The sequence below is a fragment of the Corynebacterium ulceribovis DSM 45146 genome (assembly GCF_000372445.1).
GTDB classification, from domain to species: domain Bacteria; phylum Actinomycetota; class Actinomycetes; order Mycobacteriales; family Mycobacteriaceae; genus Corynebacterium; species Corynebacterium ulceribovis.
In genome coordinates this window covers 531,968-558,817 of record NZ_AQUY01000001.1, presented here as the reverse complement: position 1 = coordinate 558,817, position 26,850 = coordinate 531,968, and the positions used below count along the sequence as shown (strand labels likewise).

Below are 26,850 nucleotides of genomic sequence, written 5' to 3'. Positions count from 1 at the left end.
GCGCGGCGGTTCTATGCTGTTTATATGACTGAGTCTCCAAACCAACCGTCCAGCACGGCTACGGCAGCTGCTGCTAGCACCGACGGCACTACCGATGAACTCAAGCCCGGCCTCAAACTGCGTCACCTGACCATGATGGGGCTGGGCTCTGCTATTGGTGCCGGGCTGTTCCTCGGCACCGGTGTCGGTATTAAAGCCGCCGGCCCAGCAGTGCTGATTTCCTACCTCATCGCCACCTTCATTGTGGTGATGGTGATGCGTATTCTCGGTGAGCTGTCCGCGGCTTCCCCAAGCTCCGGCTCCTTCGCTTCTTACGCCGCCGAGGCCTTCGGCCCGCGCATCGGTTTTACCACCGGCTGGCTGTACTGGTTCATGCTGATCATGGTGCTCGGCGCGGAAATGACCGCTGCCGGTGCCATCATGGGTAACTGGTGGGGTGTCGAGCCATGGATCCCAGCGCTAGTCGCCGTGCTGTTCTTCACCGTCGTGAACTTCGCTGCGGTCCGCGGCTTCGGTGAATTCGAATTCTGGTTTGCCTTCATCAAGGTCGCCGTTATTGTGGCGTTCCTGATTATCGGCGCTCTGCTGGTCTTCGGTTTGCTGCCCGGCACAGAGTTTGTCGGCACCACCCATATTGAGGAATCCGGTTTCTTCCCGAATGGTTTCGAAGGTGTTGCCGCTGGTCTGCTGGCAGTCGCGTTCGCCTTCGGTGGTATTGAAATCGTCACTATCGCTGCTGCTGAATCCGAGGACCCAACCCGTTCGATTTCGGCGGCGGTCCGTTCGGTCATCTTCCGCATCACCGTGTTCTACCTCGGCTCGGTGCTGCTGATTATCCTGCTGCTGCCATACGCCACCATTGATGGTGCAAACGCCGCTGCCGATTCGCCATTTACCAAGGTGCTGGAGCTCGCCAATATCCCTGGCGCCGTGATGTTCATGGAAGTTGTGATTGTGCTGGCGCTGCTATCGGCATTCAACGCGCAGATTTACGCCACGTCCCGCTTGGTGTACTCCATGGCGCACCGCGGCGAAGCACCACGTATCTTCGGCAAGCTAAACCGGAACAATGTGCCACAGACCGCTGTGGTGCTTTCCGTGGTCATGGCTTTTGGCACGGTGGGCCTGCAGATGTGGAACCCAGCGAACCTGATGGAATTCCTGCTCAATGCAGTGGGCGGCTGCTTGCTGGTCATCTGGTTCCTTATCGCCGCCTCTCAGCTGCGTCTGCGACCACGCTACGAAGCTGCTGGTGAGATGCCAATTAAGGTTGGCGCCTTCCCGTACACCACGTGGCTGACCTTGGCGCTTATCGCCGGGTTGACCCTTTTGATGCTTTTTGACGATAGCGCCCGGCAGCAAGTCATTGCAGTCGCCGTGGTCGTGATTGTGCTTTACGTGTTGGCGCTGATTTTCCTGCGCCCTACCGCGAAGTCAACCGCGACACAGCCTGAGTAATTTCCTCGTCGGTGGCGGTCAGCGAAATCCGGACATGCTGGCCGCCCTTCGGGCCATAAAACGCACCCGGCGCGACCAAAATTCCCCGGTCAGCGAACCAGTCCACAGTGGCCCAGCAGTCTTCATCTCGGCTAGCCCATAAGTAAAGTCCGGCGGTCGAATCGTCAATACGCAATCCTGCGGCCTGTACCGCAGGCAACAGTAAGCTGCGGCGGCGAGCGTACCGTTCCTTCTGCGCGGCCTCCTGGTCGTCATCGCGCAGCGCAACGGCCATCGCGGCTTGGACCGGGCCGGGAATCATCATCCCGGCGTTGCGGCGCACCTCAGATAGCTCCGCGATGAGTTCGCGGTCGCCAGCTAGGAAACCAGTACGGTAGCTCGCCATATTCGACGTTTTCGACAGCGAATGAATAGCCAACAGGCCGGTATGGTCCCCACCACACACTGACGGGTGCAGAATCGACCGGGCGTCAGTCCCCCAATCCAAACCGAGGTAGCATTCGTCCGCTGCAACAATCACGCCGCGGCTTTGTGCCCATTCCACAACCTTCTTCAGGTGAGCTTGGCCCAACACTTTCCCAGTCGGGTTAGACGGGGAGTTCAAAAACAGCAGTGCCGGCCGCTGTGGCCCCACCTGCAACACCGAATCGGCGCGCAACACATCGCAGCCGGCGATCCGGGCTGCGACCTCATAGGTCGGATAGGCCGTTTCCGGGATGACAACAAGGTCACCGGTGCCAAGGCCCAACATGGTTGGCAGCCAGGCGATCGCTTCTTTAGTGCCAATGACCGGAACAATTGCGTCCGCGGTGAGCCCGTTGCAGTCATAGCGGCGGGTCAGGGAATCGGCGCATGCTTGCCGAAGCTCTGCTGTGCCCAGCGCTGGCGGGTATCCAGGGTCCGCGGCATCAGCGACGAGCGCCGCTTGAATGCTCGGGGCGACGGCGTCGACTGGGGTGCCGATGGACAAGTCGACGAGTCCATCGGGGTGTGCGGTGGCGCGAGTTTTCGCGCCAGCCAAGCTATCCCACGGAAATTCCGGCAGGCGGTCGGTCAGTGGTTGGCGCGCCAATTATCTCGCTCCCCCGGGTTAGCTTTCCGCTTGTGGCGGCAGCTTCTCAATGAGTGGGTGGTCGAAGTCCTGTGGACCAAGGTTTTCGGCGCCACCTGGGGAGCCAAGGTCCTTAAAGAAGTCGACGTTAGCGTCGTAGTATTCGGCCCACTCATCTGGCAGGTCGTCTTCGTAGAAGATTGCTTCGACTGGGCACACTGGTTCGCAGGCACCGCAGTCCACGCACTCATCCGGGTGGATGTAGAGCATGCGTTTGCCCTCGTAGATGCAGTCGACTGGGCATTCTTCCACGCAAGCGCGGTCCAAAACGTCAACGCATGGTTGAGCGATGATGTAAGTCATGGCGCGAAGTTCCACCTTTCAAAATTTTTGCCCTACCAAGCCTAGTCCGCTGTGCTAAGGAGTGCCTAACCGCCCCAATAGTCAGTCGCGGCTGCGCACAGTTAGCAGCGGCAACATCCCAAGGATTGGCAGCAACAGCGTTCGGATGCTGGAGCCCACAGCTTCGTCACCGCCAAACGGCAGCCCCGACCACAACAACAAACCACACCACGCCACCAGCCAGATCCACAGCGGGATCGCCGCAATCGCACGGTTCGGCGTCCACAACAGGCCAGTTTTCAGGAGCACCTGGTTGCCGAAAAAGGCCAGCAGCAAGGTCCATGGGAATGGAAGCGCAACACTGCCGATATGCAGCCACTGATGCAAGTAAGCCACTTCGATACTCAGCAGCGCCAGCGCCGCCAGCGACAGGATGACAAACGCGGTGATTTTCTCACCCGTGGTGGTCACTTCCCGGATTTGTGCACGGTTGGGGTCTCCCCAGTGTGGTTCCACAGGCCGCTCGGCCTGCTGCTGCGCTTGGGCCTGCTGCTGCCCCTGCGTTCGCTGTCCCGCTGAATCAGTCACGGGCAATCCCCTCCACAAAGTCAGCCACAGACTCCGCCCCAGAGGCATCAAAACCCAAGCGGTACACCTCATGTCGCATCACCGGCTGCGCCAATCGGTTCGACAGCGCCCACATGCCCAGTGCATGGCCACCATCGGCTACTTGTCCAACGGCAATGTCGGGGTTAGTGCGGGTCGGTAGCCCATCAGCAATCCAGATCTGGGTGGCGTGGGCACGCATCGCGGCGACTTTCGCTGCCACCGCTTCGTCATCAAGCCCAAAAATAATGTCTTCCGCGGTCTCCGGCAGGGCCGCCAACTGGCCATCGGCGCGCTGCCACTGCTCCGGGATGGTATCCAGATCGGCCAGTGCTGCGTCCTGCCGCTGCTGCGAGGTAATCGTCCAGTAAATCCGCTGCGGGGCGTAGGCGTCGGCGGTGTCACTGATGGCCGCTTCAGCAACCAGTTGTGCCACCGCGGCATGGGTCATGCGGTGCGCAGCGATGTGGTCTGGGTGGCCATAACCGCCGTCAGGGGCATAAGTAACCACAATCTGCGGTTGATAATCACGCAGTACCTGCACTAATTCCGCAACGGCACGGTCACCGGCGTTCACTAAAGCACGTGGCTTATCATGTGCTGCGGAACCGGCCATCCCAGAATCACGGAAATGGCCCACCCCGCCGAGCAGCACCGGCTGGTGGTCAGCGCCGTTGACCCCTAGTTCAGCCAAAGCGGCCACCAGTTCAAAGTAGCGGTAGCCGCCGAGTTGGTCAGCCTCATCGACCACCAACTGCTGCATCGGCTCGCCAATCACTTCGCCTTCTTCACCAAGGGTGCAGGTCACGACAGTGGCGGTAGCGCCGCGGGCGACTGCCTGCGCCAACAATCCGCCGGTGGTAATCGCCTCGTCATCTGGATGTGCATGCACCGCCAAAATACGGATGCCCTGCCAGTCCTTAACCATCAGTTGTCCTCTTCCATTGCGGCGCGGTCACAAACAGCCCGGTTTGTGCATGTTGTGGCCACTTCTTCGGGTCCTTCTCAGTTCCGGACACTACCCCGTCGGTCGTCGCGGTGAGCCATTCATCGCTGAGCAGTGGCACAGTGACAACCTCATCCGCCAGCAGCGGTGCCAGCTCCTTTTTCAAGTTGGCACTGTCAGTTTCGGTGCGCAGTGCCCCGAGTAGGAGCTTATCGACGGAAGGGTTACACAATCCCGAGGTATTTGAACCTCGTCCGAAGGTGGTGTCGGCTGTCGTGGTTTCCTCCGGTTCGGTCGTGTCCTCCGCGGTGGTGGTGCTCGGTTCCGATGACGTTTCAGTCTCAGTTTCTTCGCTGCTGGTCGGCTCCTCCACTTCGATCGCAGAGCGAGTCCGAGGCGGGCAAAGATACTGGCTGACCAAACTGGTGACCGAATCGGGCTGCCATTGCCAAGTCACGGTCATGTCTATCGTGCCCGCTGGCAGGTAGCCCGCATACAGATCGCGACGGTTCGCGGCCACAGCTTCAGCCGCAATGTCCTGACTATTGAGCTGGTCGGAGATGGTGGCTGCCGCTACCCCAGCTTGGGAATTTCCTTGTGGGTAGGCGATCCGCAGCGGCCGAGAAAAGCGTGTCGGGGCGTTGTGCGTTGGCGATTGCTCCGTTGACGACTGTGTTGTGGACTCCGCTGGCTGCGTTGCTGCATCTGTGTGCGGCAGTGGTTTCGGCACAGGCGGTGCAGTACGGCCCGCGACGATTGTCGCTAACGTCGAAATGTCCAGCTTTTCAGCAATAATGCCGCGGTCCTTGGCGCTACCCAGTTCGGTGGAGGAGACATTAAAGTCCAGCTGCAACTGCGCTGGCGGCCGAGTTGTTTGAGCCGTCACTTTCGGCACGGTGCGCAAAGCCGTGTTGGTGACCGTACCGGGACGCACCGAGACGACTTGGGCTTGTTCGGTGCGCAGTAGTTCGGCGCCATGCTGGTCAGACGTGACTTCCCGGAATTTCAATATTTCCGTGGCCGCGGGATGGGCACCAGAAAACCGGTCGTTGCGCACCAATACGAGGTCATTGCGGCCGATGTCAAGAGACTCGACGGTGTAGCGGCCACCCGAGACCGGGATGGACTCGTGCATCACATCAGTAAATGCGGTTCCGGCAGTGCGGTAGGTGTGGCTCGGCAGCAAGTGGTTAAACAGGATGCGCCAATTCGGGAACGCATTAGTAAAGGTGACGTCGACAATGCGACCGCCGCCGCTGACGTGCACATCTTTGATTGCTTCATAGCCGATGGCGTTGCGAACTCCGGTGTTTTGCCGCATGGACTGCCACAAGTATTCGAAGTCATTGCCGGAGACTGGGGTGCCATCTGACCACTGCGCATCTGGGCGGATGACGTAGCGGACTTTTTGGGCGCCAGCATCGGTTTCGGAGGCGTCAACAGACTTGAGTAGGTCCGCGTCCATTTTCAGTTCGCCGTCGACGTCTTCACGGAAGGCGCTCGGCAAAATCAGGTCGGCGACCACAGTGGCAAAAGTTGGGTCGGTTGTGAGCAGGTGCGGGTTGAATCCGGCGTTGAATTCGGATACCCCGATAGTGATGGTCCGATCTGCTCTATCCGGCGCAGTAGTTGGCTGCGTTTGGGTTGGGGTGGGATCCTCGGCGATTGGTGCGTCGCCAGGCCGAGCCTGACACCCGACAAGCACCAGCGTTGCTGCAGCAGCCGTGGCTACTGCAAGGGCGCGCCGATGCCGACGTTGCTGCTGAAATCCCACAACCCAAACCATCTTTGACAACCTAGTCGATACTGACTTAGGCGTTCTTGTTGAGGGCCTTTTCGCGGGAACGTGCGCGGGCGCGGTCGGTGGCGTTCAGGATGAGCTTGCGGACGCGGATTCCTTCAGGGGTGACTTCCACGCATTCGTCTGGGCCACAGAACTCCATGGCTTCGTCCAGCGACAGTGCACGTGCCTTCTCCAGGGTGACGGTGGCATCAGCGGAAGCAGCACGCATGTTGGTGAGCTTCTTTTCCTTGGTGATGTTGATGTCCATGTCTTCATCACGTGGGTTCGCACCGACGACCATGCCTTCGTAGGCCTGGTCGCCTGGCTCGACGAAGAAGTTACCGCGGTCAGCAAGCTGCATCAGTGCGTAGGCAGTGATCTGACCGGTACGGTCAGCGACCAAGGAACCGGTGGAGCGGCCCTTGATTTCGCCAGCCCATGGTTGGTAACCGGCCGAGTAGTGGTTAGCGATGCCGGTGCCCTTGGTTTCAGTCATGAAGATGGTGCGGAAGCCAATCAAGCCGCGGGATGGAACCACAAACTCCATGCGGACCCAGCCACTGCCCTGGTTTGCCATCTGCTCCATGCGACCCTTGCGCGCGGCCATCAGCTGAGTTACGGCACCAAGGTGCTCTTCTGGCACGTCAATGACCATGTGCTCGAATGGCTCATGCAGAGTGCCATCGATCTGCTTGGTCACAACCTGTGGCTTACCGACGGTCAGCTCGAAGCCTTCACGACGCATGGTTTCCACCAACACCGACAGGGCCATTTCACCACGACCCTGGACTTCCCACGCGTCCGGACGCTCGGTTGGCAGCACCTTCAGCGAAACGTTACCGATGAGCTCTTGGTCCAGACGAGCCTTGACAACTCGGGCGGTGAGCTTGTCACCGCCACCTTGGCCGGCCATTGGGGAGGTGTTCACACCAATGGTCATGGAGATTGCTGGGTCGTCGACGGTGATGCGTGGCAGTGGGTTGACTGCGTCGAGGGCACACAGGGTGTCGCCGATCATGATTTCGTCGATACCGGAAATCGCGGCGATGTCACCAGCGATGGCCTGGTCGGCCTGAACACGGGTCACGCCTTCGGTGGTGAGCAGCTCAGCGATCTTGACCTGCTTGACGTGCTGTTCGCCTTCGGCGTCGTAGTGGACCCACGCAACCTGCTGGCCCTTCTTCAAGATGCCGGAGTGGATGCGCACCAGGCCGATGCGGCCCAGGAAGGAGGAGGAGTCCAGGTTGGTGACCTGGGCGCGCAGTGGGCCTTCGACGTCTGCGGATGGTTCTGGGAGGGTTTCCGTGATGACGTCAAACAGTGGCTGCAGGTCTTCCGACTCTGGCAGGTTGCCATTGCCTGGGTTTTCCTGGGATGCCTTACCGGCGCGGCCGGAGGTGTACAGCACTGGGAGGTCCAGCAGCTTTTCAGCGGCCAGGGCAGCTTCTTCGTCTTCCAACGTGGAAGCCAGCTCCAGCAGCAGGTCCTGTGCTTCTTCCACAACGTCGTCGATGCGGGCGTCAGCACGGTCCGTCTTATTCACTGCGATGATGACTGGCATCTTTGCAGCCAAGGCTTTACCCAGCACGAAACGGGTCTGTGGGAGCGGGCCTTCCGATGCGTCGACAAGCAAAACAACGCCGTCAACCATGGACAGTGCGCGTTCCACCTCGCCACCGAAGTCGGCGTGGCCAGGGGTGTCAATGACGTTGATGATGAGGTCATTGCCGTCTTTACCGGCACCACGGCGACGAATGGCGGTGTTCTTCGCCAGAATCGTAATGCCCTTTTCCTTTTCCAGGTCGCCGGAGTCCATCACGCGGTCAGAGACTTCACCGTGATCGCTGAAGACACCGGACTGTTCCAGCATGGCGTTAACAAGGGTGGTCTTGCCGTGGTCGACGTGGGCGACAATAGCAACATTACGAAACTCGGTATGGGTCACGAGTGGAGCGCTCCTCAACGGGCCTTAAGAATAAGGGAAGTGGGTCGAACCGATAGATCAGTTCGCACAATACTGTCCTATAGGGTACTCGCCCCACCGGACTTGATGCGACTTAGCAGTTCCAGACGGCCTAGTTAGCGTCGGAACGAATTTTAAATGCCTGGCCTGGCCTGCAGGGAAGATAGTTTCGACGGGAAACCTACGTGCAGACCAGCATTTTCCGTGATAATGTCATTTTCACACCAGGAGTTACACGGCAGTGCCATAGTTATCAGTTGAGTAGATTCTGAAAAATACTTACTTTTTGTCACCAAACCGATATACTCCAGCAGAACGTTGTGTCCCCGCTCGAAAGGTGCCATTATGGCCCTCCACTCACTGACTCTCCCGATTCGCCGCACGGCAGCCGTCCTTGGCGCCGGCATTCTTGCAGGAGCCGCGGCCCTATCCGGCGCCCCAGAAGCTCAAGCGCAGTCTTCGGTAGACCCACTCGGCCGCCCGTCGCCTGCAGTTCTCAACCAACTTGAGATGACGCTGAACCAGCCATGGGTTCCAAAGGATATTCGCGAAAAGGGCATGAAGGCAGTTGGCTTCTTCCGTGGCGACGGTGAACCAGGCACCCCAATCCCAAAGGATGGGCCACGCATTTACCAGTTCTTCTGGCCAACCATGTCGGAAAAGTGCATCGGCGGGAAAACCCCAGGCATGGGTGCCGCGGTTGCCATCCCGGGCCCAGCCAAACTGCCACTGCCGGGTGTGAAGAAGGGCGAAACCGCTTTCATCTTCACTGGTCTGGGCACCGCAGGAGTTAAGAGCTCCGGCATGCGCGTGCGCTGGATCAACATCTCCAATGGCCGCACCGGTGTCACCCCACTGAAGTACACCGGCGTCAACGAAGACGGCCCAGGCACCCTCGTCGGCACCGCTAAGACCGGCCGCGGCCACGTGCTAGCCCTGACCGAAGGCAGCTTCGTATCCAAGGAAGAGCCAAAGCCAGCACGCTGCTCCTACTTCCCAACCGCCGGCTACGTCGAAGTGAAGTAGCACTTGTAGCACTCGGTCGACAAACGTTCTGGCACTTCTGCCACCAAGAACCTGAGCCCCCCCCTGGGAGGCTCAGGTTTTTTGTTTGCCCTTATATCTTGGTTCAGGCCATAGCCCCAACTGGGCACCGTAAACTAGAAACCATGTCTACGCCCCACCCTGTGAAACAAGAAATTTTCGACGTTGCCACCATGAACAATGTCGATCCAAAGGGATTCAACCGCCCCGTAGATAGCTACCGCACCACAGATTTCGGGCTATACATGGCCCGCGGCGCCGACCACCGTCGGTTCGGCTACCTGGAATCCTGGCTGCTTCCCGACCTTGGGCTACGCGTCAATATTTTTCATGAACGCACCCGCGCAGACCAATGGAACCAAGACTATTACGTCGATATTGCACGGAGCTCCCGCGATGGTGACACTTGGCGCACCGAGGACCTCTACCTAGACATCAGCTGCACCATCGGCCAAGAACCCGTCATTTTGGACACCGATGAAGTCATCGATGCGCTCACCCACGGTGTTATTTCGGCTGCCGATGCGCGCTGGGCGCTTGATACTTGCTTCACGGCAGCTACCGGAATCGCAGCACATAATGGGGACCCCGTTGCCTGGTTGGCTAGCCGCGGCTACAACCTGACCTGGGCAGAACAGGTAGAACTAGTTCCTGCCGCGAAAGTTGAGGCATCATGAGCGAGGTCCTGCCTACTGTCCGCGCAATGCTGTGCGGATATTTCGAAGAACCTACCCCACCGTCTGCGTCGGTGACGTTTCTGGGTACGCAAAAGTTTTCAGTGCTCCGCTTCGGGCCCGATGCCGACGACGTTTTGACCTACGCAACGCTCGGCTGCTCCACAGAACCAATGCAAGACCCCAATGAACTAGTCATGTCGGAGGCTGGCCCACGCGCGGAACTCGTGATGAACATCCGCGGCGGTGCCGACGGCGTGGCCCGGACACTGGCAGTGCTGGCGGCAGCCCCCGCAGTCGAAGGTGTCATCTTGCAGTCCGGCGCTTTGATGAGCCTAGGTGAACCACTGTGGCCAGGCAGTCGCTTTACTGGCGCGGTACTCACCGACAGTGACGTGCCAGATGTGCAGCTAGAAGGCGGCCAAGCAGTGTCGATTCTGGAAGTGCTCCCGGCGACGAAAAACGAAATAGCCTTTGCCCGCGCCAAGGGCGTGGAAGCCCTCCTTGATGAGTGGGACGCAGATGCGATCGATCTCACCGATCCCCTCCGCCCCGCGGCGAACCTTTAGGCCAGCTAGGCCAGCTTGAGGAAGAGTTCTTCCAGCTCCTGTGGAGTCATGGAGGACTCATCTGGCCGGTTCACACAGCCCCGCATCGTCGATGCCACGATTTTGTAGCCGGCGCGGTCAATGGCACGGCTGACTGCTGATAGCTGCGTCAGGACGTCGCGGCATTCGCGGTTGTCCTCCACCATGGCAATAACCGCTGCGAGCTGGCCTTGTGCCCGCTTCAGCCGGTTGGCGATTGCCTTGCGGTCAGCTGCTGCCTCGGCATCGTCAGCTGCTGGTGTCGCTTTCGTCACAACGTCCGTCACAGAATCTCCAAAAGTCGGGCTTACTTTACACAACAAAAACTGATACCCCCTAGGGTAGCCCATGGGGGTATCAGATCACTACACAACGCTGGAAAACGTTAAGGCTTAATCTCCTGCAGCAGCTGGCGGCCCATCACCATGCGGCAAATCTGGTTCGTGCCTTCGTAAATCTGCGTGATTTTCGCATCGCGCATCATCCGCTCCACTGGGAAGTCACGGGTAAAGCCATAGCCACCGAATAGCTGCACCGCATCGGTGGTCACCTGCATTGCCACATCGGAAGCGTATGCCTTTGCACCAGCAGCCATCAGCCCAAGGCGCGCGCCGCCTTCTGCTTCGCCACGTTCGGCGTTTGCAGCTGCGGTGTACACCATCAGACGCGCAGCATCAATCTTCATGCGCATATCTGCCAGCATGAACTGGGTGTTCTGGAACTGTGCAATGTCCTTGCCGAACTGCTGCCGCTCCTGCACGTACTTCACGGCCGCTTCGTAGGCACCCTGCGCCAAGCCGAGGGCCTGCGCACCGATGGTTGGTCGGGTGTGGTCGAGGGTCTGCAGCGCGGTCTTAAAGCCGCTGCCTTCTTCACCGATAATGCGGTGCGCCGGGATACGGCAATCTTCAAAGTAGATTTCCGCGGTTGGCGAGCCCTTAATACCCATCTTCTTTTCAAAGCCGCCCACGCTAAAGCCTGGGTCGTCATCGCGCACCATGAATGCAGAGATGCCGCTGGCACCCTTTTCTGGGTCGGTCACAGCCATGACGGTGTACCAGGTGGACTTGCCGCCGTTGGTAATAAAGCACTTCGAGCCGTTGAGCACCCATTCGTCACCGTCGCGCACTGCCCGCGTCTTCATCGCCGCAGCATCAGAACCCGCGCCGCGTTCAGTCAGCGCGTAGGAGGCCATCTTGCCAGCCGCAATATCGGTGAGCACTTCCTTCTTCAGTTCATCAGAGCCAGCAAGAATCAGGCCGGTAGTACCGAGCTTATTGACGGCAGGGATCAGCGAAGACGAACCACACACTCGAGCGACTTCTTCGATAACGATGACCGCCGCCAACGAGTCGCCACCTTGACCGCCGTACTCTTCCGGCACGTGAATCGCATTGAAGTCGGAGTCGATCAGTGCCTTGAGCGCTTCTTCTGGGAACCGCTCCTGCTCATCAACGTCAGCAGCGTGTGGCGCGATGTACTGCTCAGACAGGTCGCGGATGGCTGCGCGAAGCTCGAGGTATTCCTCTGGCAGTTGGAACAGGTCGAAAGTTGGGTCGAAGGCCATTAATGTGTCCTTTTCTTACGCGGTTAAGTTAATTGCCAAGCTAGCAAACTCCACATTGCGAAATGAGCGTTTTGACGATTTTTAGCTAAGCCTTCAGCCGAGTCGGCACAACGCGAACCTGGCCCCCTCCATCCCAGCCGGATGGGCCCAGCACGGGTAAAGGTAGAGGTATGAGTGACTTTGCCGCCGCCACTGATTCTGCTGTTGGTCTGTCCACCGAAGAAGCTGCCGCCCGCCAAGCTGCGCACGGCGAAAACGTCATTGCCTCTGCCCCACCAACCCCACTGTGGCGCAAAGTAGCCGCCCAGTTCGCTGACCCGCTGGTCTCACTACTGCTCATTGCCATTGTCATTTCACTAGTGGCATGGGGAATTGAAGGCTTTTCTGGCCTGCCGATTGATGCCATTGTCATCGCGCTGATTGTGGTGGCCAACGCCATTATCGGACTTGTCCAGGAAGCGAAAGCTGCTGATGCTGTCGCCGCACTTTCGGCAATGACTGCAGCCGAATCGACGGTGCTGCGCGACGGTCGCACCCAAGTCATCCCGACGAAAGATTTGGTTGTTGGCGATATTCTGCTGCTCGCAGAAGGTGACGCTGTCGGGGCCGACGGCAAGCTATTAGCGTCCCACGAACTGGCAATTCAGGAATCGTCACTGACGGGTGAGTCCGAGGCCGTGGATAAGTTCCCAGGTGAGGTGCCCCCAGACACTCCTATCGGCGATCGCACCAATATGGTCTACTCCTCCACCGCGGTCATCCGTGGCACCGGCACCGCGGAGGTCACCGCCATTGCCATGGATACCGAAATCGGCGCGATCTCCACGATGCTGGCGCAGACCACATCCGAGGCAACCCCATTGCAACGCGAACTTGCGCGAGTTTCGAAGATGCTGGGCATTGCCGTCATTGCCATTGCAGTTTTGGTGATGGCCGCGCTCTTCCTCATCAATGATGTGCAGCATGTGTCTGAAGCAGTCACGATTCTGCTGCTCGGTGTGTCCATGGCAGTGGCCGCAGTACCAGAAGGTCTGCCCGCCATTTTGTCGATTGTGCTGGCTATTGGTGTGCAGGCAATGGCCAACCGCAATGCAGTGGTCAAGGACCTCCACTCCGCGGAAACCCTCGGTTCAGCATCGGTGATTGCTTCCGACAAAACCGGCACCCTCACCAAAAACGAGATGACGGTGGTGGCGGCGCACACAGCCTCCGGCGCAGTCACCGTCACTGGCGAAGGCTACAACCCAGACGGCGCTATTGAATTCGATGCCCAAGCAGAAACTGCTCCTGAAACCCAAGCCGATGCCGCCACAGAACTATCCCGAATGCTGCGGGCCGGTGCCCTCGCCAATGACGCCACACTCACCCACACTGACGGCCGCTGGGATATCACCGGCGACCCGACCGAAGCTGCCTTGCTGGTCGCCGCCCGCAAAACATTGCCCGGCGCGGACCCGGTCGATGTCACGCAGTGGCGCCGCGTCAATGAGGTGCCGTTCAGCTCTGACCGAAAAATGATGTCCGCCGTCTGCGAAAGCACCACCGACGGCCACTTCCACGTCTTCACCAAAGGTGCCCCCGACGTACTGATTCAGCATTGCACCCGGATTGCGGTCGGTTCCGGTTCCCGTGTGCTTGATGACGACACCCGGAAAGAACTGACCCAAATCGTCGAAAAGCTCTCTGCCAAGGCCTATCGCACCTTGGCGATGGCTGTGTCAGAGCCGATTAGTGCGGAGCAGGCAGCAGCTGGCGGGGAGGGCTTGGAAGAAAACCTGATTTTCCTCGGCACTGTGGGAATCATTGACCCGCCGCGTCAAGAGGCAAAACAAGCGGTGGCCGAAGCTCACCGGGCGGGGATTCGAACTGTGATGATCACCGGCGACCATCCGGTCACCGCCGCGGCGATTGCCGACCAGCTGGGCATCGCGCCGGGCACCGCTCCGGGGCAACTTCCGAAGGTGCTCACTGGAACGGACCTGGATGCGTTGGCCGATGCGGACTGGGCGCAGCAGGTCGCCCGCGTCAATGTGTATGCCCGGGTGGCGCCGGCTCATAAACTGCGGCTGATTGAAACGATGCAGGCGGAAAACCAGGTCGTTGCGATGACCGGCGATGGTGTGAACGACGCGCCGGCGCTGAAAACCGCGGACATTGGTATCGCCATGGGCATCACCGGCACCGAGGTGACTAAAGAAGCGGCGAATATGGTGCTGGCCGATGACAACTACGCCACGATTATTGCGGCGGTGCGGCGGGGCCGGAATATTTTCGCGAATATCACCAAGTTCCTGCGCTACCTCCTGTCGTCGAATATTGGCGAGGTCATCACTATTTTCTTCGGTGTTGTGCTCGCTGGGTTTCTCGGGATTACCGGGGCGAGTACCGAAGCGGTGGTGCTGCCGCTGGTGGCCACGCAAGTGCTGTGGATCAACCTGATTACGGACACCGGCCCGGCGCTGGCGATGGGGATGGACCCAGACGTGGACAACTCCATGTCGAAAGCCCCACGCGACATCAATGAACCAATCCTGAACCAGCGGGCGTGGTGGGACATTGTTGTTATGGGCATTGTCATGGGTGCGGTCACACTTTTTGCCATGGACCTTTGCCTGCCCGGTGGGCTGGTTGGCGAATTCACCCTCGGCGGGGACCGTTTTGGCGCCGACAGTATTGAGACTGCCCGAACCGTTGCCCTGACCACCTTGGTGTTCTGCCAACTGTTCAATGCTTTCAACGCGCGGTCGTATACCGCCAGTGCTTTCCATTCGCTGTTCTCTAACAAGTGGCTGTGGGGCGCGGTGGTGCTCGGGGTGCTGCTGCAGGTGGCACTGGTGTACACCCCACCGCTGCAGACCGCGTTTTCCACTACCCCGATTGACCTAATCCATTGGGGTGTGGCCGTTGTGCTGTCGTCGCTGACGCTGTGGGTTCAAGAGATTATGAAGGCAGTGCGCCGGGCACGCAGTTAATGTGGAAAGTATGACTACCCAAGTACCGGTGCGCCAGCAGGTGTGGCGAAAAGCAGTAATCTTCGCCATTATCCTTCAGGCTGTGGTCCACGCTTGGGTATTAAGCAAGCGGTGGTTTTACTGGGATGACTTCCTCATCCCTTCCCGCGCGAGTGGCCACAGTTTATGGTCGCCAGAAGTATTGGTGCCGAGTCATGACGGGCACCTAGCGCCAGCCGCATTCTTCTTCCAAGTCTTGGTGCAGCGAACACTCCCCGGGCAGTGGTGGTTTCCGGCTCTAGTGATGCTGCTGCTGAGCATCGCCGCGACGTGGCTGTTCGCTCGGGCCGTCGCAGCAGTAGCTGGCCGCACCTGGTATGCGTTCATCGTGGTGATGTGCTTCGCGCTGAGCCCAGCGATGCTGCCGGCGAAATCGTGGTGGACCGCAAGTCTGAACGTGCTGCCGTGGGTGCTGGTGCTCAGCGCCACCTTGCTACTGGTGCTTCGCGGATTCGGTTTAGACCGAGCTGAACCCAACGCGCCCCGTCTTGCCGTGTGGCCGCTTGCCGCAGCGGTCGGCGCCTTGGTGCTGGTGGCGCTGTTGTTCTTCGAAAAGGCGCTGTTCATCCCGCTGATTGTCTTCGCGGTGACTTTACTCATTGCCCACGCTGACCGCGCTACTGGGCCAATGTCCGCTCGGCTGGTGCTGGTCCGCGGGTGGCCCCTGTGGACTGTCCTCGCCCTAGTCACCATCGCGTGGAGCATCCTGTGGTTCCTGCTGGTGTTCGGCGATAACAAGGCCAGCGGCGCCGCCGACTGGTCCCTGATGTGGGAGGGGCTATTCCGCGGCATCGCCCCCATTATCCTCGGCGGTCCTTGGCTGTGGGAACGGTGGATTCCGGGCCAGCCTTTCGCCCTCGCCCCGATCGAACTGTCAGTCATTGCGCTGGTGGTTGGGATTGGTGTGTTGTATTTCCGGACGGCGCGCTTGCCGTGGCTGTTCGCGGTGGCCTACATGACAGTGGGTTTGTTACTGGTGGTGTGGGGTCGGCGCGGCGAGCAAGTCTCCGGCACCATCATGCTGACGTTGCACTATTACGCAGACGTTGCGGTGGTGTTCTTGCTGTGCGCTGCGGTTGCGGTGCGAAATTCCTCAAGCCGGATTAGCTGGGATGGCATCGCCGCAGCTGTCGTAGTGTTTTCGTCGCTGGCTTCGTCAATAAGCTATGGCTTTGAATGGCAACCGAAACCGGGCAAAACCTGGGTGACCAATGCCATGGTGGCGCTGCGGGAGAACCCGGACCGGCCGCTGCTGAATCAGTTCGTGCCGACGGACGTGATGACACCGCTGCTGTACCCGAATAACACCACCCACCGGATGTTCGACAGTGTGCGTCAGCGGCCGAAGTTGGCGCGGGTCACCACCTCACCGTGGCTTTTAGACGCTCACGGCAATGCCGCGGATGCCGGGGTGCTGGCGGTGTCCCATATTCCGCAAGGTCCAGAACCACAATGTGGCACCCGGGTGAAAAGTGGTGTGCCGCAAGTGATTGTGCTGTCGTCACCATTGCCGCTCGGAATGTGGACCAGTGAAGTCAACACCATCGCGGAAGCTGACGGCGAACTGAAGCTCAGCTTGGTCAACTCGCTGGTCTCGGAGGAAGACCGCGATGAAGTGGCAGTTCCTGCAGGTACCGACCCGAAGCAGTCCTGGGCCCAGGTCGAAGGTGCTGGTGGTTGGCTCCGCGCAGAATGGGATGGCCCAGCTGGCACGAGTGTGTGCCTAGGTGCAGGATCAATTGGGCCGCTGGCGCCGATGCCGAAGTGATCGGGTTAACCCATTTCAGTGGTAACCCGGTGTCCCATCGTGGTGTTTGTGGCAAGGACAGGTAACATATGCTGCAAGTTCTGTATTTCGTTATGTCCTCAACCAGATTCTTTGAATCGCCAGGAGTTAGATATGCGCCGCGCCCTCGGTCTACTTGCAGCTTCCGCTATTGCCTCTGCCGCACTTGTTGCTTGCTCCCCTCCAAACGAGAAGCCATCCGAACAGTCGTGGAGCGACGTTGAACACTCCCGCCCATCCGGCGCGGCTGTCGAAACCTCCGAATCTGAGTCTGAGTCCGAGACCGCTTCGGAGACTGCATCGGAATCTGCAACTGACTCTGAGCCCGAATCTGCTACCTCCGAGACCGCGACCACTGAGTCCGAGTCGACCACTTCTTCCGCAGAGCCAGCAGCAGCGAACTAATCCCGTTGCGCAGCTAACCTGCACAAAAGCGATCCCGGCACCTACTGTGGTGCCGGGATTTTTTAATCGTCCATGTCGAGCATTGGCCGGCGCAGCGAAGGTTTATCGCCCAGCAGGTCCAACACCAACTGCACTTCCACCGACGTGCCAGCGTGCAGCGCCGTTTCGTCGAGGTCGTACTTGGAGTTATGCAGGAAGTACGGGTGCCCAGCCTCTTCCCCACCGCCGCCGAGGAACATGTAGCACCCCGGCACGGCGCGCGACATATAGGCAAAGTCATCGGATGGTTGCCATGGTTCGGCACGGAACACTTTGTCCGAACCCAGGATTTTCGTTGCTGCTTCCCAAGCGCGTTCCATGGCGGTGTCATCATTGACCACCATCGGGTATGGCACTTTCCAGTCAATGTCAGCGGTCGCGCCGTGCGCGGTACAGATGCCATTAATCAGCATGTCAATGCGCCGACGAATGACATCCCAGTCATCCTCATCGATAGAGCGCATGGAGATTTCCAGCCGAGCAGTGTCCGGGATGACGTTTCCGGCGGCACCAGAATGCAAGGAGCCAACGTTGACAATGTTGGTATGACTCGGGTCCAAGTCACGGCTGACGATGGTGTTCAGCGCCATGGTGATTTCTGCGCTGATCAGCACTGGGTCGACACCAAGTTGCGGACGAGAAGAGTGCGTTCCGCGGCCTTTCACTGTCACATCGACAATCCCAGAGATTGTGGTGACGCGGCCACGAGTGAGCCCAACAGTTCCGACAGGGTGCGGCGCCATATGGAAGGCGTAGACATAATCCATCCCATCGAGCACCCCAAGCTGTACAAGTTCGCGGGCACCGCCTGGGATTTGCTCCTCGGCGTGCTGAAACATGAACACCACGCGGCCGCGCAGGCGGTGTCTGCGCGACGCCAATACTTTAGCGGCGCCCAGCAGCATGGCAGTGTGCGCATCATGACCACAGGCATGCATCACGCCCGGAACCATCGAGGCAAACGGCAGGCCAGTTTCTTCGGTAATCGGCAGCGCGTCAATATCGGCGCGAAATCCAATGATCGGCCCGTCACCCAAGTCGCCGCGGAGCGTGCCAACAACGGAGGTCTCCGTTGGTCGGAAGGTCTCAATACCGAAAGATTGCAGCGTCTGTTCGATAAACGCTGCGGTTTTGTGTTCCTGGAAGCTGAGCTCTGGGTGCTGGTGAAAGCGACGGCGCCAAGCAATCACATCGGTGGCCACCGCCGATAACTGTTCATCCAGTTCGTGGTCGCGTAGCTGCGGCGCCGGGGGTTCCAATGGCGGCGCTACAGGCGGTGGGGTCTGTTGGTCCATCGGTCCTCTCCGGTTAGCGAAAGCTTCACCCTCGAGGTTTACACGAATCCGATGGACCTGGCAGCGAAATCGCTGGGTTAAGCGCCGATATAATACGCGCCTAAAGCGCGGGCGAAGGTAGAAAGATCCTCGACATGCGCCATTTCTCGGGCCGAGTGCATCGACAGCATGGAAATTCCGACATCAACAGTTGTCATCCCCAGCCGCACCGATGTTGCCGGGCCGATGGTCGATCCACATGGCTGCCGGTTATTCGACACAAAGGTTTGCGTCGGCACGTTCGCCGCGTGGCAGGCACGCGCCCACAGCGCTGCGCCCACCGCATCGGTGGCATATCGCTGGTTGGCATTAATCTTGAGCACCGGTCCGGCTCCGAGCACTGGCTGCGCTACCGGGTCATGCTTTTCGGTGTAGTTCGGGTGCACAGAGTGGCCACCATCAGCGGAAACCACGCTGGACCGAGCCAACATCTGCGCGTAGTTTTCCGCAGAAGCGCCCAGCGCACCGGCCGTCCGAGTCAGCACATCTTCCAAAATCGGCCCCTGCGCGCCGGAACGTGTCGCCGAGCCCACTTCCTCATGGTCAAATGCGGCCAGCACCAAAATGTCGGTGGAATGCCCCTCGGATTCTAGATGGTCCACTGCCTCCAGCAGCGCCACCAAGCTGGCGTATACGCTGGCTAAGTTATCCAATCGGCCGGAGGCTAGGAACTGGTCGGCGATACCGAAGGTGCGTGGCACTTGAGTATCGAAGCTAATCAGGTCGTGGCCAATGATGTCATCTGCGGCGATACCAGCATCTTCGGCAACTGCATCGAGGATCGACGAGCCCGGCAGCCCCACCGCAATGACCGGGGCGGTGTGCGTTTGCCGGTCCAAGGTCAAACCTTCATTTGCTTTGCGGTCCATGTGAATCGCCAACTGCGGAATCCGCATCACCGGCCCAGTCGATGCCAGCAGCTGGCGACCATCTTTGGTCATCACTCGCCCGGCGACCCCCAGTTCGCGGTCCAGCCAGCTGTTGAGCAGCACGCCACCGTAGACTTCGACTCCTACTTGCTGGAAACCGGCGGCACCATAGGTTGGGTCTGGTTTGACCTTGAATCCCGGGGAGTCAGTGTGCGAGCCCACCACTCGGAATGCGGAGTCTTCCGATGCGTCAGCGGGCACCCACCATGCCATGACGGCACCGTCGCGTACCATCACGTGTCCGCCCGGGCTGGCATCCCAGTCTTCTGTTTCATTTTGGGATTTAAACCCTGCGTCAATAAGCCTGCGTTGGACTTCGTCGGCGGCATGGAAGCTGGACGGTGACGCGGTGACAAAGTCAATGAAATCCGCAATGTAGGTATCCACTAGTTTTCCTCTCGGACAATCTCGCCACCGGCCGCCGCAATTTCCGCCAACGCAGCCTCGCCACGGTCAGCGTCCACTGCCGCGGTTTGCGCCGGGAACACCCGCACCCGATAGCCTTCCTTCAGCGCATCCAGCGCCGTGGCGCGCACGCAATGGTCCGTCGCCACCCCAACAATATCCAGGTCAGTGACCCCACCGGCCTTCAGCGCATTGGTCAGCACAGTTCCGTTATCGGACACGCCTTCAAAGCCGGAGTAGGCAGCCTCAAATTCGCCCTTCTTCACCGCAATCAGCTTGATATCGCGGTGGGCTTGGCGGAAAGCAGCGATATTGTCCGCCATCACTGGGTTAATCTCCGCGCCGGGCTCCCCCGCCACACAGTGCGCCGGCCACGTGTCGGTGTAGTCCGGCTGTTCGGCGAAGTGGCTACCTGGGTTGACGTGCCAGTCCTGGGTGGTCACCAGATGGGTGTAGAAATCGTCGGGCACTTCGGCCAGGTAGCGGCCAGTTTTTTGGTAGGCGGCGGTGGCACCGGCAACCGCTAATGCGCCACCTTCGGTGAAATCGTTTTGGGCATCAACAATGACAAATGCACGGCTCATACCCACTAGCCTAGAGAAGTTCGCCAACGCTAGGCGCTAGACTTTCGATTATGGAACCAGGTGTCCTTGAAGGTTTATTAATTGTGGCAGTGGGGTTCGCGGCTTTTGTCACCGGAATCTCCACCGCGTGGTGGCTGCACCACCGCAAAAAGAATTGGTTCCACGCCACTGCCACCATTGTGGACACTGTCAGTGCCCGCGACCGCGACGGCTTGTACTCCCCAGTCATCGCGTGGGTGGATTGGTTGGGCAAAAACCGCCAGGATGTGCTGCCGCTGAAAAGCGCCTTTTGGAAGGACCAAATCGGGCACACCATTGATATTCATGTGGACCCGCACCGGCCGGAGAAAGTGTATTTTCCCCGGCAGTCCAGCCCGAAGCTGTTCATTTTGACGGTGCTCATTATGGGTGGGGTCGCCATGATGATGGCCGGCTACTTTATTGCAGCCGATTCCAGTTTTTAGGCTTTGTGACGATTACTTAGACATTCTTCGCAATCAGTTCATCGAGCGGCTGCGGGGAAAGCAGGTACGGGGCTACTTCCAGTACTGTGTACGCGCCGAACTTGCCATCCTGGGTGAGGCGGTGTGCTGCCCGACCGAAGGCAACCTGCACGGCGGCAGTGAAATCTGGGTTGGAGCCAAGCTTCAGGCTGTATTCCACGGTGTGCTCGGAGCCAGCGATATCACCGTAGGTAATCACGTGGCCACCGTGTGGCATACCGGCGTGATCCTGGTCGAAGGTTGCTTGGTCAATGAAGTGCACTTCCACTTCGTAGCCAACGAAGTAGTCCGGCATGGTGCGGATGGCGTTTTCGATTGCGCTGTGGTCAGCTTCGTCTGCCACAACCCAGCACTGGCGGACGTGTGCTTGCTTACCGGTCAGGTCGCCTGCTTCACCGGCACGAGCCAAGTCCAGGGCTTTCTCGTTTGGCAGGGTGTACTGCACGGCAGACTTCACGCCTGGGATGCGGCGCAGTGCATCGGAGTGGCCCTGCGATAGGCCTGGGCCCCAGAAGGTGTGCTGCTGGTAGGTCGGCAGCACGGCCTGGGCGTAGACGCGGTTCAGGGAGAACATGCCTGGGTCCCAGCCGGTAGACACGACGGCGACATTGTTGTTGGCTTTCGCAGCGGCATCCATCACTTCGCGGTGGCGTGGGATGTCGCGGTGGTTGTCGTAAGTGTCAACGGTGGTGAACATTTCCGCCAGTGCTGGAGCTTGCTCTGGGATGTCGGTGGCGCTGCCAAGGCACAGGTAGAGCACGTCGATTTTGCCTTTGTGCTCGGCGATGTCCGCGACGTTGTAGACCGGTGCGTCGGTGTCCAGGCTGTCACGGCGAGAGAAGATGCCGTAGAGCTCGAGGTCCGGCTGAGTTTCGATCACTTTTTGGACGCTGCGGCCAAGGTTGCCGTAGCCAACAATCGCGGCGCGGATCGGCGCGGCGGAAGACGATGCCGTCATAGATGAGCTCCTTTTAGGTCGGACTAGTGTGCTGCCCCCACGGTACCTGCGCACATGGCCGGGCTGCGACGTAATCTAAACAGGTACATTCCGTGTGCGGCTAGGTTTTCCCTAGCCCCGCAAAAAACTTGCCCACAAGGAGCACATTTATGAGTGGTGGTCTCGCCGCCCTACTTGATGACGTTGCCGTCATTGCTAAAGCTGCCGCAGCCAGTGTCGATGATGTTGGCGCCGCCGCTGGTAAAGCTGGTGCGAAGGCCGCCGGTGTCGTTGTCGATGACACTGCAGTGACCCCACAGTATGTGTCAGGTGCAACGCCAGCCCGCGAGTTGCCGATGATTTGGCGGATCACCAAAGGTTCTCTCGTCAATAAGCTCATTATTATTCTGCCGATTGCGTTGTTGCTGTCGCAGTTCCTGCCGTGGGCGCTCACGCCGATTCTGATGCTCGGCGGCACCTACCTGTGCTTTGAGGGCATGGAGAAGGTGTGGGAGAAAGTCTCTGGCCACGGCGATGATGAACCTGCCCAGGAAAAGGGCGAGCAGTCCGAAGACGCGCTGGTCAAGAGCGCTATTTTCACTGACCTGATTCTGTCCGCAGAGATTATGGTCATTGCGCTGAACGAAGTCGCCGATGAAACGCTGCTGCGCCGCACAATTGTGCTGATTGTGGTGGCGATTGCGATTACTTTCGGCGTGTACGGGTTCGTCGGCTTGCTGGTGAAAATGGATGATATCGGCCTAGCGCTGACGCACCGCAAAACCAGCGCCACCCAAGCCTTTGGCCGCGGCCTCGTCAAAGCCATGCCGATTGTGCTGAACATCATCGGCATCGTTGGCACCTTCGCCATGCTGTGGGTCGGCGGTCATATCCTCGTCGTTGGGTTCGACGAGCTTGGGTGGCACCTGCCGTACAGCCTGGTGCATGGCATGGAATCCGCAGTTCCAGCTGGTTTCCTCGGGTGGCTTGCCAACACCATCGGTTCACTGATTTTCGGCACCATTATCGGTTCGATTGTGGTTGCGGTTGTCGAAGGTATTCACGCGCTACGTGGCGGTACAAAGGAGCGTGTTGACGACACCCAGGAAGCTGAAGTTCCGGCTCCGATTCGCGCTGGTGCGGGCAAGCTCACGCCGGGTGGCATCGTCGCTAAGCGCAAAGATTAGAGCATCAACAGCAAGCTGACCGCCATAACGGCCATCCCGGCGATGAGGCCATACATTGCGGTGTGGTGGCGGCCAGTGCCGATAGCCGTGGGAAGTAGCTCGTCCAGGCTGATGAACACCATCACCCCCGCGACCGCTGCGAAGGAGATGCCGAGGGTTACTGGCCCCAAAAATGGCATGAGGAGCAGCACGCCCACCAGCGCGCCGACTGGTTCGGCAAGACCGGAGAGCCAGGACCATTTCAGTGCTTCCGAGCGCTTACCGGTGGCTTGGCGAATCGGGACGGCCACCGCAATGCCCTCGGGGATGTTGTGAATGGCAATCGCCACGGCCACGGGAATGGCCAAGGTGACATCTTCGATGGCGGTGATGAAGGTGGCGAAGCCTTCGGGGAAGTTGTGGATGGTGATGGCCAGCGCCGTCATCATGCCCATTTTCATCATGATGCGGCGTTGCGCATCAAGTTTCGGGTCGCCAAGGCCCTGTGGCTCGTGCGGGTTAATCGGCTCGGGCACTAGTCGGTCGATGACGGCGATGGCGCCAATGCCCCCGAAGAAGGCTGCGACCGCTGCCCAGTTCCCGCCGATATCACCGTAGGCTTCGGTGAGTTGCTCGAAGCCTTTCGGCAGGATTTCGATCATGGAGACGTAGAGCATGACGCCGGCGGAAAAGCCGAGTGCTGCCGCCATGAATTGGTCGGTGGGGTTTTTCCGCGACACCGCAATGAGGCCGCCGATACCGGTGGAGAGCCCGGCAAGCATGGTGATGCCGAAGGCAATCAGGTAGGACGTCACGTGCTGGGCTCCTCGTCGGTGGCAGTCGGGCCATTACACCCAACAAAGTTCAACTGCACGAACTATAACCTACGGACGGGGCACAAGATACTTTCCTGCTGCCTGGACAACTTCGACGGTCACGGGCAGCGGCGCCATGAAGTCCCCGTCGGCATAGGCATTCATTGTCCGCGGCGGTCCGACATAGCGCACCGTCGCGCTTTTCGCCCGATAGGTTGATACTTCTGGCTCCTTGATATGAGTGCCTTTAAATACGCCTGCAAACGCCAACGCGGCCCGGCGCCGGCTCGCCCGACCAATGACAGTAATGTCCAGCAGCCCATCAGCATGGTCAGCATTCGGACACATTTTCATCCCGCCGCCATAGGATTTCGTATTGCCGAAGGCCGCCAACGTAATCGGACCATCTAGCACCCTTCCGTCATCAAGCTCAATCACAAACGGCAAGGAATGGAACCGGAAGAATTCGCGGACAATTGCCACGTTGTACCGGTTTTTGCCGTGCGGCCAGCGCATGGAATTGACGCGGTCGGACACCAAGGAGTCAAACCCGGAACACATGACCGTGCCGAACCAATGCTGGGTGCCGGTGGGGCTGCTGGCGGGGCCCGCGCCGTCATGTTCAGAGATACGACCAAGGTCCGTGCCGACATAGAACCCGTCGATAACTACCTTCGCAGCGGCGGCAGCATCACCAATCGGAAGGTTGTACTCCCGGGCGTGGTCATTGCCGGTACCAGCGGGAATGATGCCCAGTGGCAGCCCGGTTTGCGCTTGCTCCTGCAGTGCCAGGTTCACCATGCCGTCGCCGCCGACTACCACCAGCGCGTCAATGCGTTCGTCGGCGATGACTTCCCGGATGAGGCTGCGGGACTGCTCAGAGCTGGAGCCTTGCACGTTAATCACACCCACCCCAGCATCGGCAAAGGTCGCTGCCGCTGTTTCCGCCGCCTTCTGCGCAATGCCGTGGCCAGCTTTCGGGTTAGTCACCATCGCGATATTCCGAATCGCTTGGTAGCCCAACGGGTAGGCACGTGCGGACGTTTCGGTCATCGTTCCTCCTAGGGGATTCCGCGGAGCGGCTTTCCTTCATGCTAAATCAGCGCGGACGGCGAGCGGACCGAAATCCATAACTAGGTCTTATTTCATAACTTCGGTGAAGTTGCATCACCGCGCAAAAACTCCAGTACTTTCGAAGGTAGAGACCGGAACTAGAGAGGAAACCCATGACCTCGACACAACAACCTCCTTACCGTATGCGCTGGTGGGGCTGGGGAGTTGACGGAAACGACTCCCCTATCACCCCAGATGCCGAAGAAATGCTCGTCCAAAAAATTGGTATGGACGTCACCGCGCATCACCCACTGCCAAATATTGCGGAGGTCCACCTTCCGGACAGCAGGTTGCTTAGTGACGACATCAGCGCCCTTCAAGAAGCCGTACCGAATGGCACAGTCAGCGTGGAACACGACACTCGCCTCAAACACGCTCTGGGGCGCAGCTATCCGGACCTGGCTAGGTTGCGCGCTGGTGTCATCGATATCGCGCCAGATGCGGTAGTGGCAGCAACCACGGAGCAAGAGCTCATTGACCTGCTGAAAGTATGTACTGAGCGTGGTATCGCCGTCATCACCTTCGGCGGCGGCACCTCGGTTGTCGGTGGTGTGGAAGCCTACGACGGTGGCTTCGGCAAAGCGATTGCCCTGTCGATGGTGAACTTCAACAAAATCCTGGGCATTGACACCGAAGCGGAAACCGTGGAGGTGCAAGCCGGTGTCTTCGGCCCTGACCTTGAAGCTGCGCTACAGCCACTTGGGCTGACCGTGGGTCACTTCCCGCAGAGTTTCGAATTTTCTACCGTCGGCGGCTGGATGGCCTGCCGTTCCTCCGGCCAAGAGTCATCCGGCTACGGCCGCATTGACCGCAACGTGATTGGCATGCGCGTTATCACCCCAGCCGGCGTCATTGACCTGCGCGATATGCCATCGACAGCAGCGGGCCCAGACCCACGCGAACTCTTCCTCGGCTCTGAAGGCACCCTCGGCATTATCCTGTCGGCGACAATTCAGTTGCACCGCACCGACGGCAAAATGGTCTTCGACACCTACTTCTTCGATTCTTTCGAGGAGGGCGCCGACACCTTCCGCGAGCTCAAACAGTCCGGCCACATTCCACACCTGGCGCGACTATCAGATGAACCAGAAACCGCCTTCGGTATTGCGCAGCTTTCTGGGTCGCTCGGCCAGAAGCTGGACAAATATTTTGAGCTTCGGAAAGTAAAACAGCCATGCATGGCGATTTTTGGCTTCGGTGGCACCAATAAGATTGCGGCGCGCGCCGAACGCGAAGCGCTCGCGGCCCGACTGCTGGGCAAAAAGTGCATTCGTCTTGGTCCAACGGCCGGCAATATGTGGGTTAAGCACCGCTTCACCTCGCCATATCTACGCGATGTGATGATGGAGCGCCGCGTCGCCGTCGACACGCTCGAAACCGCAACCACCTGGGACAATGCTGTGACACTGCGCACGGAAATCGTGCGCGCTATGGAGGCCGCGGCGGAAAAGCACGGCAGCCCAGTGTTCGTGCTCTGCCACATTTCCCACATGTATGCCTCCGGCTGCTCGCTGTACTTCACCTACTTTTTCCGAGAAGAGCCAGGCAAAGTACTTGAGCAATGGGCAGACATTAAAACCGCGGCTGGCGACGCCATGATGGCGCACGGCGGCACCATTACCCACCACCATGGGGTTGGCCAAGACCACGCGCCGCAGTTCTTCACCGAAACCTCCCAGCTCTACGCCCGAGTGCTGATGGCCGCCAAACTGGAACTAGACCCAGCTGGCATTTTGAACCCAGGAAAACTCGCCGCTGGCCCAGAAACTCTCGCTGACCGCTACCGCCTCGACTCGATTTAA

Annotated in this window: 24 protein-coding genes; 10 read left to right on the top strand and 14 right to left on the bottom strand. The window is 59.3% G+C overall.

What is annotated here, in order from left to right:
* Positions 1 to 24: 24 nt before the first annotated feature.
* Positions 25 to 1,458 carry an amino acid permease gene (locus A3EC_RS0102615; protein ID WP_018023610.1) on the top strand — a complete coding sequence of 478 codons (1,434 nt, stop codon included), beginning with the start codon at positions 25 to 27 and terminating at the stop codon, positions 1,456 to 1,458.
* On the opposite strand, the gene dapC is transcribed toward A3EC_RS0102615, so the two are convergent.
* From dapC to typA, 6 genes are all read right to left on the bottom strand, one after another.
* The gene (dapC, locus tag A3EC_RS0102610) at positions 1,424 to 2,515 is read right to left on the bottom strand and encodes a succinyldiaminopimelate transaminase (protein WP_026162124.1); all 1,092 of its coding nucleotides are present in this window, start codon (positions 2,513 to 2,515) and stop codon (positions 1,424 to 1,426) included. The two genes, A3EC_RS0102615 and dapC, sit on opposite strands and share 35 nt — an antisense overlap.
* A 33-nt stretch (positions 2,516 to 2,548) precedes the next feature.
* Positions 2,549 to 2,872 (bottom strand): ferredoxin, encoded by a 324-nt coding sequence (gene fdxA / locus A3EC_RS0102605; RefSeq protein WP_018023608.1) that lies wholly within the window; start codon positions 2,870 to 2,872, stop codon positions 2,549 to 2,551.
* Positions 2,873 to 2,953: 81 nt separating this feature from the next.
* Positions 2,954 to 3,439, bottom strand: a complete 486-nt coding sequence (locus A3EC_RS0102600; protein ID WP_018023607.1) for a hypothetical protein — start codon at positions 3,437 to 3,439, stop codon at positions 2,954 to 2,956.
* Positions 3,432 to 4,388, bottom strand: a complete 957-nt coding sequence (gene mshB, locus A3EC_RS11135; RefSeq protein WP_425386769.1) for an N-acetyl-1-D-myo-inositol-2-amino-2-deoxy-alpha-D-glucopyranoside deacetylase — start codon at positions 4,386 to 4,388, stop codon at positions 3,432 to 3,434. Before mshB ends, A3EC_RS0102600 begins: the two co-directional genes overlap by 8 nt.
* A complete protein-coding gene (locus A3EC_RS0102590) occupies positions 4,378 to 6,189 on the bottom strand; it encodes an ABC transporter family substrate-binding protein (protein WP_018023605.1) in 1,812 nt (603 codons plus the stop codon). Before A3EC_RS0102590 ends, mshB begins: the two co-directional genes overlap by 11 nt.
* Before the next feature lie 25 nt (positions 6,190 to 6,214).
* Positions 6,215 to 8,131: a translational GTPase TypA gene (gene typA / locus A3EC_RS0102585; RefSeq protein ID WP_018023604.1), complete on the bottom strand. Its 1,917-nt coding sequence runs from the start codon at positions 8,129 to 8,131 to the stop codon at positions 6,215 to 6,217.
* A 363-nt stretch (positions 8,132 to 8,494) separates the two neighbouring features.
* Here typA and A3EC_RS0102580 point away from each other — a divergent pair, with 363 nt between their 5' ends.
* From A3EC_RS0102580 to A3EC_RS0102570, 3 genes are all read left to right on the top strand, one after another.
* Entirely contained in the window at positions 8,495 to 9,175 is a 681-nt protein-coding gene (locus A3EC_RS0102580; RefSeq protein WP_018023603.1) for an Rv1157c family protein, read from the top strand.
* 143 nt (positions 9,176 to 9,318) lie between these two features.
* Positions 9,319 to 9,870, top strand: coding sequence for a ribonuclease FAU-1 family protein (locus A3EC_RS0102575; protein ID WP_026162123.1), 552 nt, complete (start codon positions 9,319 to 9,321; stop codon positions 9,868 to 9,870).
* On the top strand, positions 9,867 to 10,436 hold the full coding sequence (locus tag A3EC_RS0102570; protein WP_018023601.1) for a suppressor of fused domain protein: 570 nt from the start codon (positions 9,867 to 9,869) through the stop codon (positions 10,434 to 10,436). Before A3EC_RS0102575 ends, A3EC_RS0102570 begins: the two co-directional genes overlap by 4 nt.
* 5 nt (positions 10,437 to 10,441) lie before the next feature.
* Here A3EC_RS0102570 and A3EC_RS0102565 read toward each other — a convergent pair whose 3' ends face one another.
* Positions 10,442 to 10,741, bottom strand: coding sequence for a metal-sensitive transcriptional regulator (locus tag A3EC_RS0102565; protein WP_018023600.1), 300 nt, complete (start codon positions 10,739 to 10,741; stop codon positions 10,442 to 10,444).
* A gap of 98 nt (positions 10,742 to 10,839) precedes the next feature.
* Entirely contained in the window at positions 10,840 to 12,021 is a 1,182-nt protein-coding gene (locus A3EC_RS0102560; protein WP_018023599.1) for an acyl-CoA dehydrogenase family protein, read from the bottom strand.
* Between the two features lie 170 nt (positions 12,022 to 12,191).
* On the opposite strand from A3EC_RS0102560, the gene A3EC_RS0102555 reads away from it, so the two are divergent.
* From A3EC_RS0102555 to A3EC_RS11130, 3 genes are all read left to right on the top strand, one after another.
* Positions 12,192 to 14,993, top strand: a complete 2,802-nt coding sequence (locus tag A3EC_RS0102555) for a cation-translocating P-type ATPase (RefSeq protein WP_018023598.1) — start codon at positions 12,192 to 12,194, stop codon at positions 14,991 to 14,993.
* Between the two features lie 10 nt (positions 14,994 to 15,003).
* The gene (locus A3EC_RS0102550; RefSeq protein ID WP_018023597.1) at positions 15,004 to 16,800 is read left to right on the top strand and encodes a hypothetical protein; all 1,797 of its coding nucleotides are present in this window, start codon (positions 15,004 to 15,006) and stop codon (positions 16,798 to 16,800) included.
* Positions 16,801 to 16,932: 132 nt separating this feature from the next.
* Positions 16,933 to 17,223, top strand: a complete 291-nt coding sequence (locus tag A3EC_RS11130; RefSeq protein WP_018023596.1) for a hypothetical protein — start codon at positions 16,933 to 16,935, stop codon at positions 17,221 to 17,223.
* A gap of 62 nt (positions 17,224 to 17,285) precedes the next feature.
* On the opposite strand, the gene A3EC_RS0102540 is transcribed toward A3EC_RS11130, so the two are convergent.
* The 3 genes from A3EC_RS0102540 to A3EC_RS0102530 form a co-directional block, all read right to left on the bottom strand.
* The gene (locus tag A3EC_RS0102540; protein WP_018023595.1) at positions 17,286 to 18,557 is read right to left on the bottom strand and encodes a M20 metallopeptidase family protein; all 1,272 of its coding nucleotides are present in this window, start codon (positions 18,555 to 18,557) and stop codon (positions 17,286 to 17,288) included.
* 77 nt (positions 18,558 to 18,634) lie between these two features.
* Positions 18,635 to 19,912 (bottom strand): M18 family aminopeptidase, encoded by a 1,278-nt coding sequence (locus tag A3EC_RS0102535; RefSeq protein ID WP_018023594.1) that lies wholly within the window; start codon positions 19,910 to 19,912, stop codon positions 18,635 to 18,637.
* Positions 19,912 to 20,514 carry an isochorismatase family protein gene (locus A3EC_RS0102530; RefSeq protein ID WP_018023593.1) on the bottom strand — a complete coding sequence of 201 codons (603 nt, stop codon included), beginning with the start codon at positions 20,512 to 20,514 and terminating at the stop codon, positions 19,912 to 19,914. Before A3EC_RS0102530 ends, A3EC_RS0102535 begins: the two co-directional genes overlap by 1 nt.
* A gap of 50 nt (positions 20,515 to 20,564) precedes the next feature.
* On the opposite strand from A3EC_RS0102530, the gene A3EC_RS0102525 reads away from it, so the two are divergent.
* On the top strand, positions 20,565 to 20,978 hold the full coding sequence (locus A3EC_RS0102525) for a DUF3592 domain-containing protein (RefSeq protein WP_018023592.1): 414 nt from the start codon (positions 20,565 to 20,567) through the stop codon (positions 20,976 to 20,978).
* Positions 20,979 to 20,994: 16 nt separating this feature from the next.
* Here A3EC_RS0102525 and A3EC_RS0102520 read toward each other — a convergent pair whose 3' ends face one another.
* Entirely contained in the window at positions 20,995 to 21,975 is a 981-nt protein-coding gene (locus tag A3EC_RS0102520) for a diaminopimelate dehydrogenase (protein WP_018023591.1), read from the bottom strand.
* Positions 21,976 to 22,124: 149 nt separating this feature from the next.
* Here A3EC_RS0102520 and A3EC_RS0102515 point away from each other — a divergent pair, with 149 nt between their 5' ends.
* On the top strand, positions 22,125 to 23,141 hold the full coding sequence (locus tag A3EC_RS0102515; protein WP_018023590.1) for a DUF808 domain-containing protein: 1,017 nt from the start codon (positions 22,125 to 22,127) through the stop codon (positions 23,139 to 23,141).
* On the opposite strand, the gene zupT is transcribed toward A3EC_RS0102515, so the two are convergent.
* Together zupT and A3EC_RS0102505 are read right to left on the bottom strand one after the other, a co-directional pair.
* Positions 23,138 to 23,935 carry a zinc transporter ZupT gene (gene zupT / locus A3EC_RS0102510; RefSeq protein ID WP_018023589.1) on the bottom strand — a complete coding sequence of 266 codons (798 nt, stop codon included), beginning with the start codon at positions 23,933 to 23,935 and terminating at the stop codon, positions 23,138 to 23,140. The genes A3EC_RS0102515 and zupT overlap by 4 nt on opposite strands.
* A 69-nt stretch (positions 23,936 to 24,004) precedes the next feature.
* Complete coding sequence (locus A3EC_RS0102505; protein ID WP_018023588.1) at positions 24,005 to 24,988, bottom strand: diacylglycerol kinase; 984 nt, start codon at positions 24,986 to 24,988, stop codon at positions 24,005 to 24,007.
* A gap of 173 nt (positions 24,989 to 25,161) precedes the next feature.
* On the opposite strand from A3EC_RS0102505, the gene A3EC_RS0102500 reads away from it, so the two are divergent.
* Positions 25,162 to 26,850 carry an FAD-binding oxidoreductase gene (locus tag A3EC_RS0102500; protein ID WP_026162119.1) on the top strand — a complete coding sequence of 563 codons (1,689 nt, stop codon included), beginning with the start codon at positions 25,162 to 25,164 and terminating at the stop codon, positions 26,848 to 26,850.

Excerpts from the sequence above, each read along its gene's own strand:
- A3EC_RS0102615 (WP_018023610.1), top strand. The coding sequence starts at position 25 with ATGACTGAGTCTCCAAACCAACCGTCCAGCACGGCTACGGCAGCTGCT.
- A3EC_RS0102560 (WP_018023599.1), bottom strand. The coding sequence starts at position 12,021 with ATGGCCTTCGACCCAACTTTCGACCTGTTCCAACTGCCAGAGGAATAC.
- A3EC_RS11130 (WP_018023596.1), top strand. The coding sequence starts at position 16,933 with ATGCGCCGCGCCCTCGGTCTACTTGCAGCTTCCGCTATTGCCTCTGCC.
- A3EC_RS0102525 (WP_018023592.1), top strand. The coding sequence starts at position 20,565 with ATGGAACCAGGTGTCCTTGAAGGTTTATTAATTGTGGCAGTGGGGTTC.
- A3EC_RS0102555 (WP_018023598.1), top strand. The coding sequence starts at position 12,192 with ATGAGTGACTTTGCCGCCGCCACTGATTCTGCTGTTGGTCTGTCCACC.
- A3EC_RS0102520 (WP_018023591.1), bottom strand. The coding sequence starts at position 21,975 with ATGACGGCATCGTCTTCCGCCGCGCCGATCCGCGCCGCGATTGTTGGC.
- A3EC_RS0102515 (WP_018023590.1), top strand. The coding sequence starts at position 22,125 with ATGAGTGGTGGTCTCGCCGCCCTACTTGATGACGTTGCCGTCATTGCT.
- A3EC_RS0102505 (WP_018023588.1), bottom strand. The coding sequence starts at position 24,988 with ATGACCGAAACGTCCGCACGTGCCTACCCGTTGGGCTACCAAGCGATT.
- A3EC_RS0102500 (WP_026162119.1), top strand. The coding sequence starts at position 25,162 with ATGACCTCGACACAACAACCTCCTTACCGTATGCGCTGGTGGGGCTGG.
- A3EC_RS0102575 (WP_026162123.1), top strand. The coding sequence starts at position 9,319 with ATGTCTACGCCCCACCCTGTGAAACAAGAAATTTTCGACGTTGCCACC.
- A3EC_RS0102550 (WP_018023597.1), top strand. The coding sequence starts at position 15,004 with ATGACTACCCAAGTACCGGTGCGCCAGCAGGTGTGGCGAAAAGCAGTA.
- A3EC_RS0102540 (WP_018023595.1), bottom strand. The coding sequence starts at position 18,557 with ATGGACCAACAGACCCCACCGCCTGTAGCGCCGCCATTGGAACCCCCG.
- A3EC_RS0102570 (WP_018023601.1), top strand. The coding sequence starts at position 9,867 with ATGAGCGAGGTCCTGCCTACTGTCCGCGCAATGCTGTGCGGATATTTC.
- fdxA (WP_018023608.1), bottom strand. The coding sequence starts at position 2,872 with ATGACTTACATCATCGCTCAACCATGCGTTGACGTTTTGGACCGCGCT.
- A3EC_RS0102530 (WP_018023593.1), bottom strand. The coding sequence starts at position 20,514 with ATGAGCCGTGCATTTGTCATTGTTGATGCCCAAAACGATTTCACCGAA.
- A3EC_RS0102590 (WP_018023605.1), bottom strand. The coding sequence starts at position 6,189 with ATGGTTTGGGTTGTGGGATTTCAGCAGCAACGTCGGCATCGGCGCGCC.
- A3EC_RS0102580 (WP_018023603.1), top strand. The coding sequence starts at position 8,495 with ATGGCCCTCCACTCACTGACTCTCCCGATTCGCCGCACGGCAGCCGTC.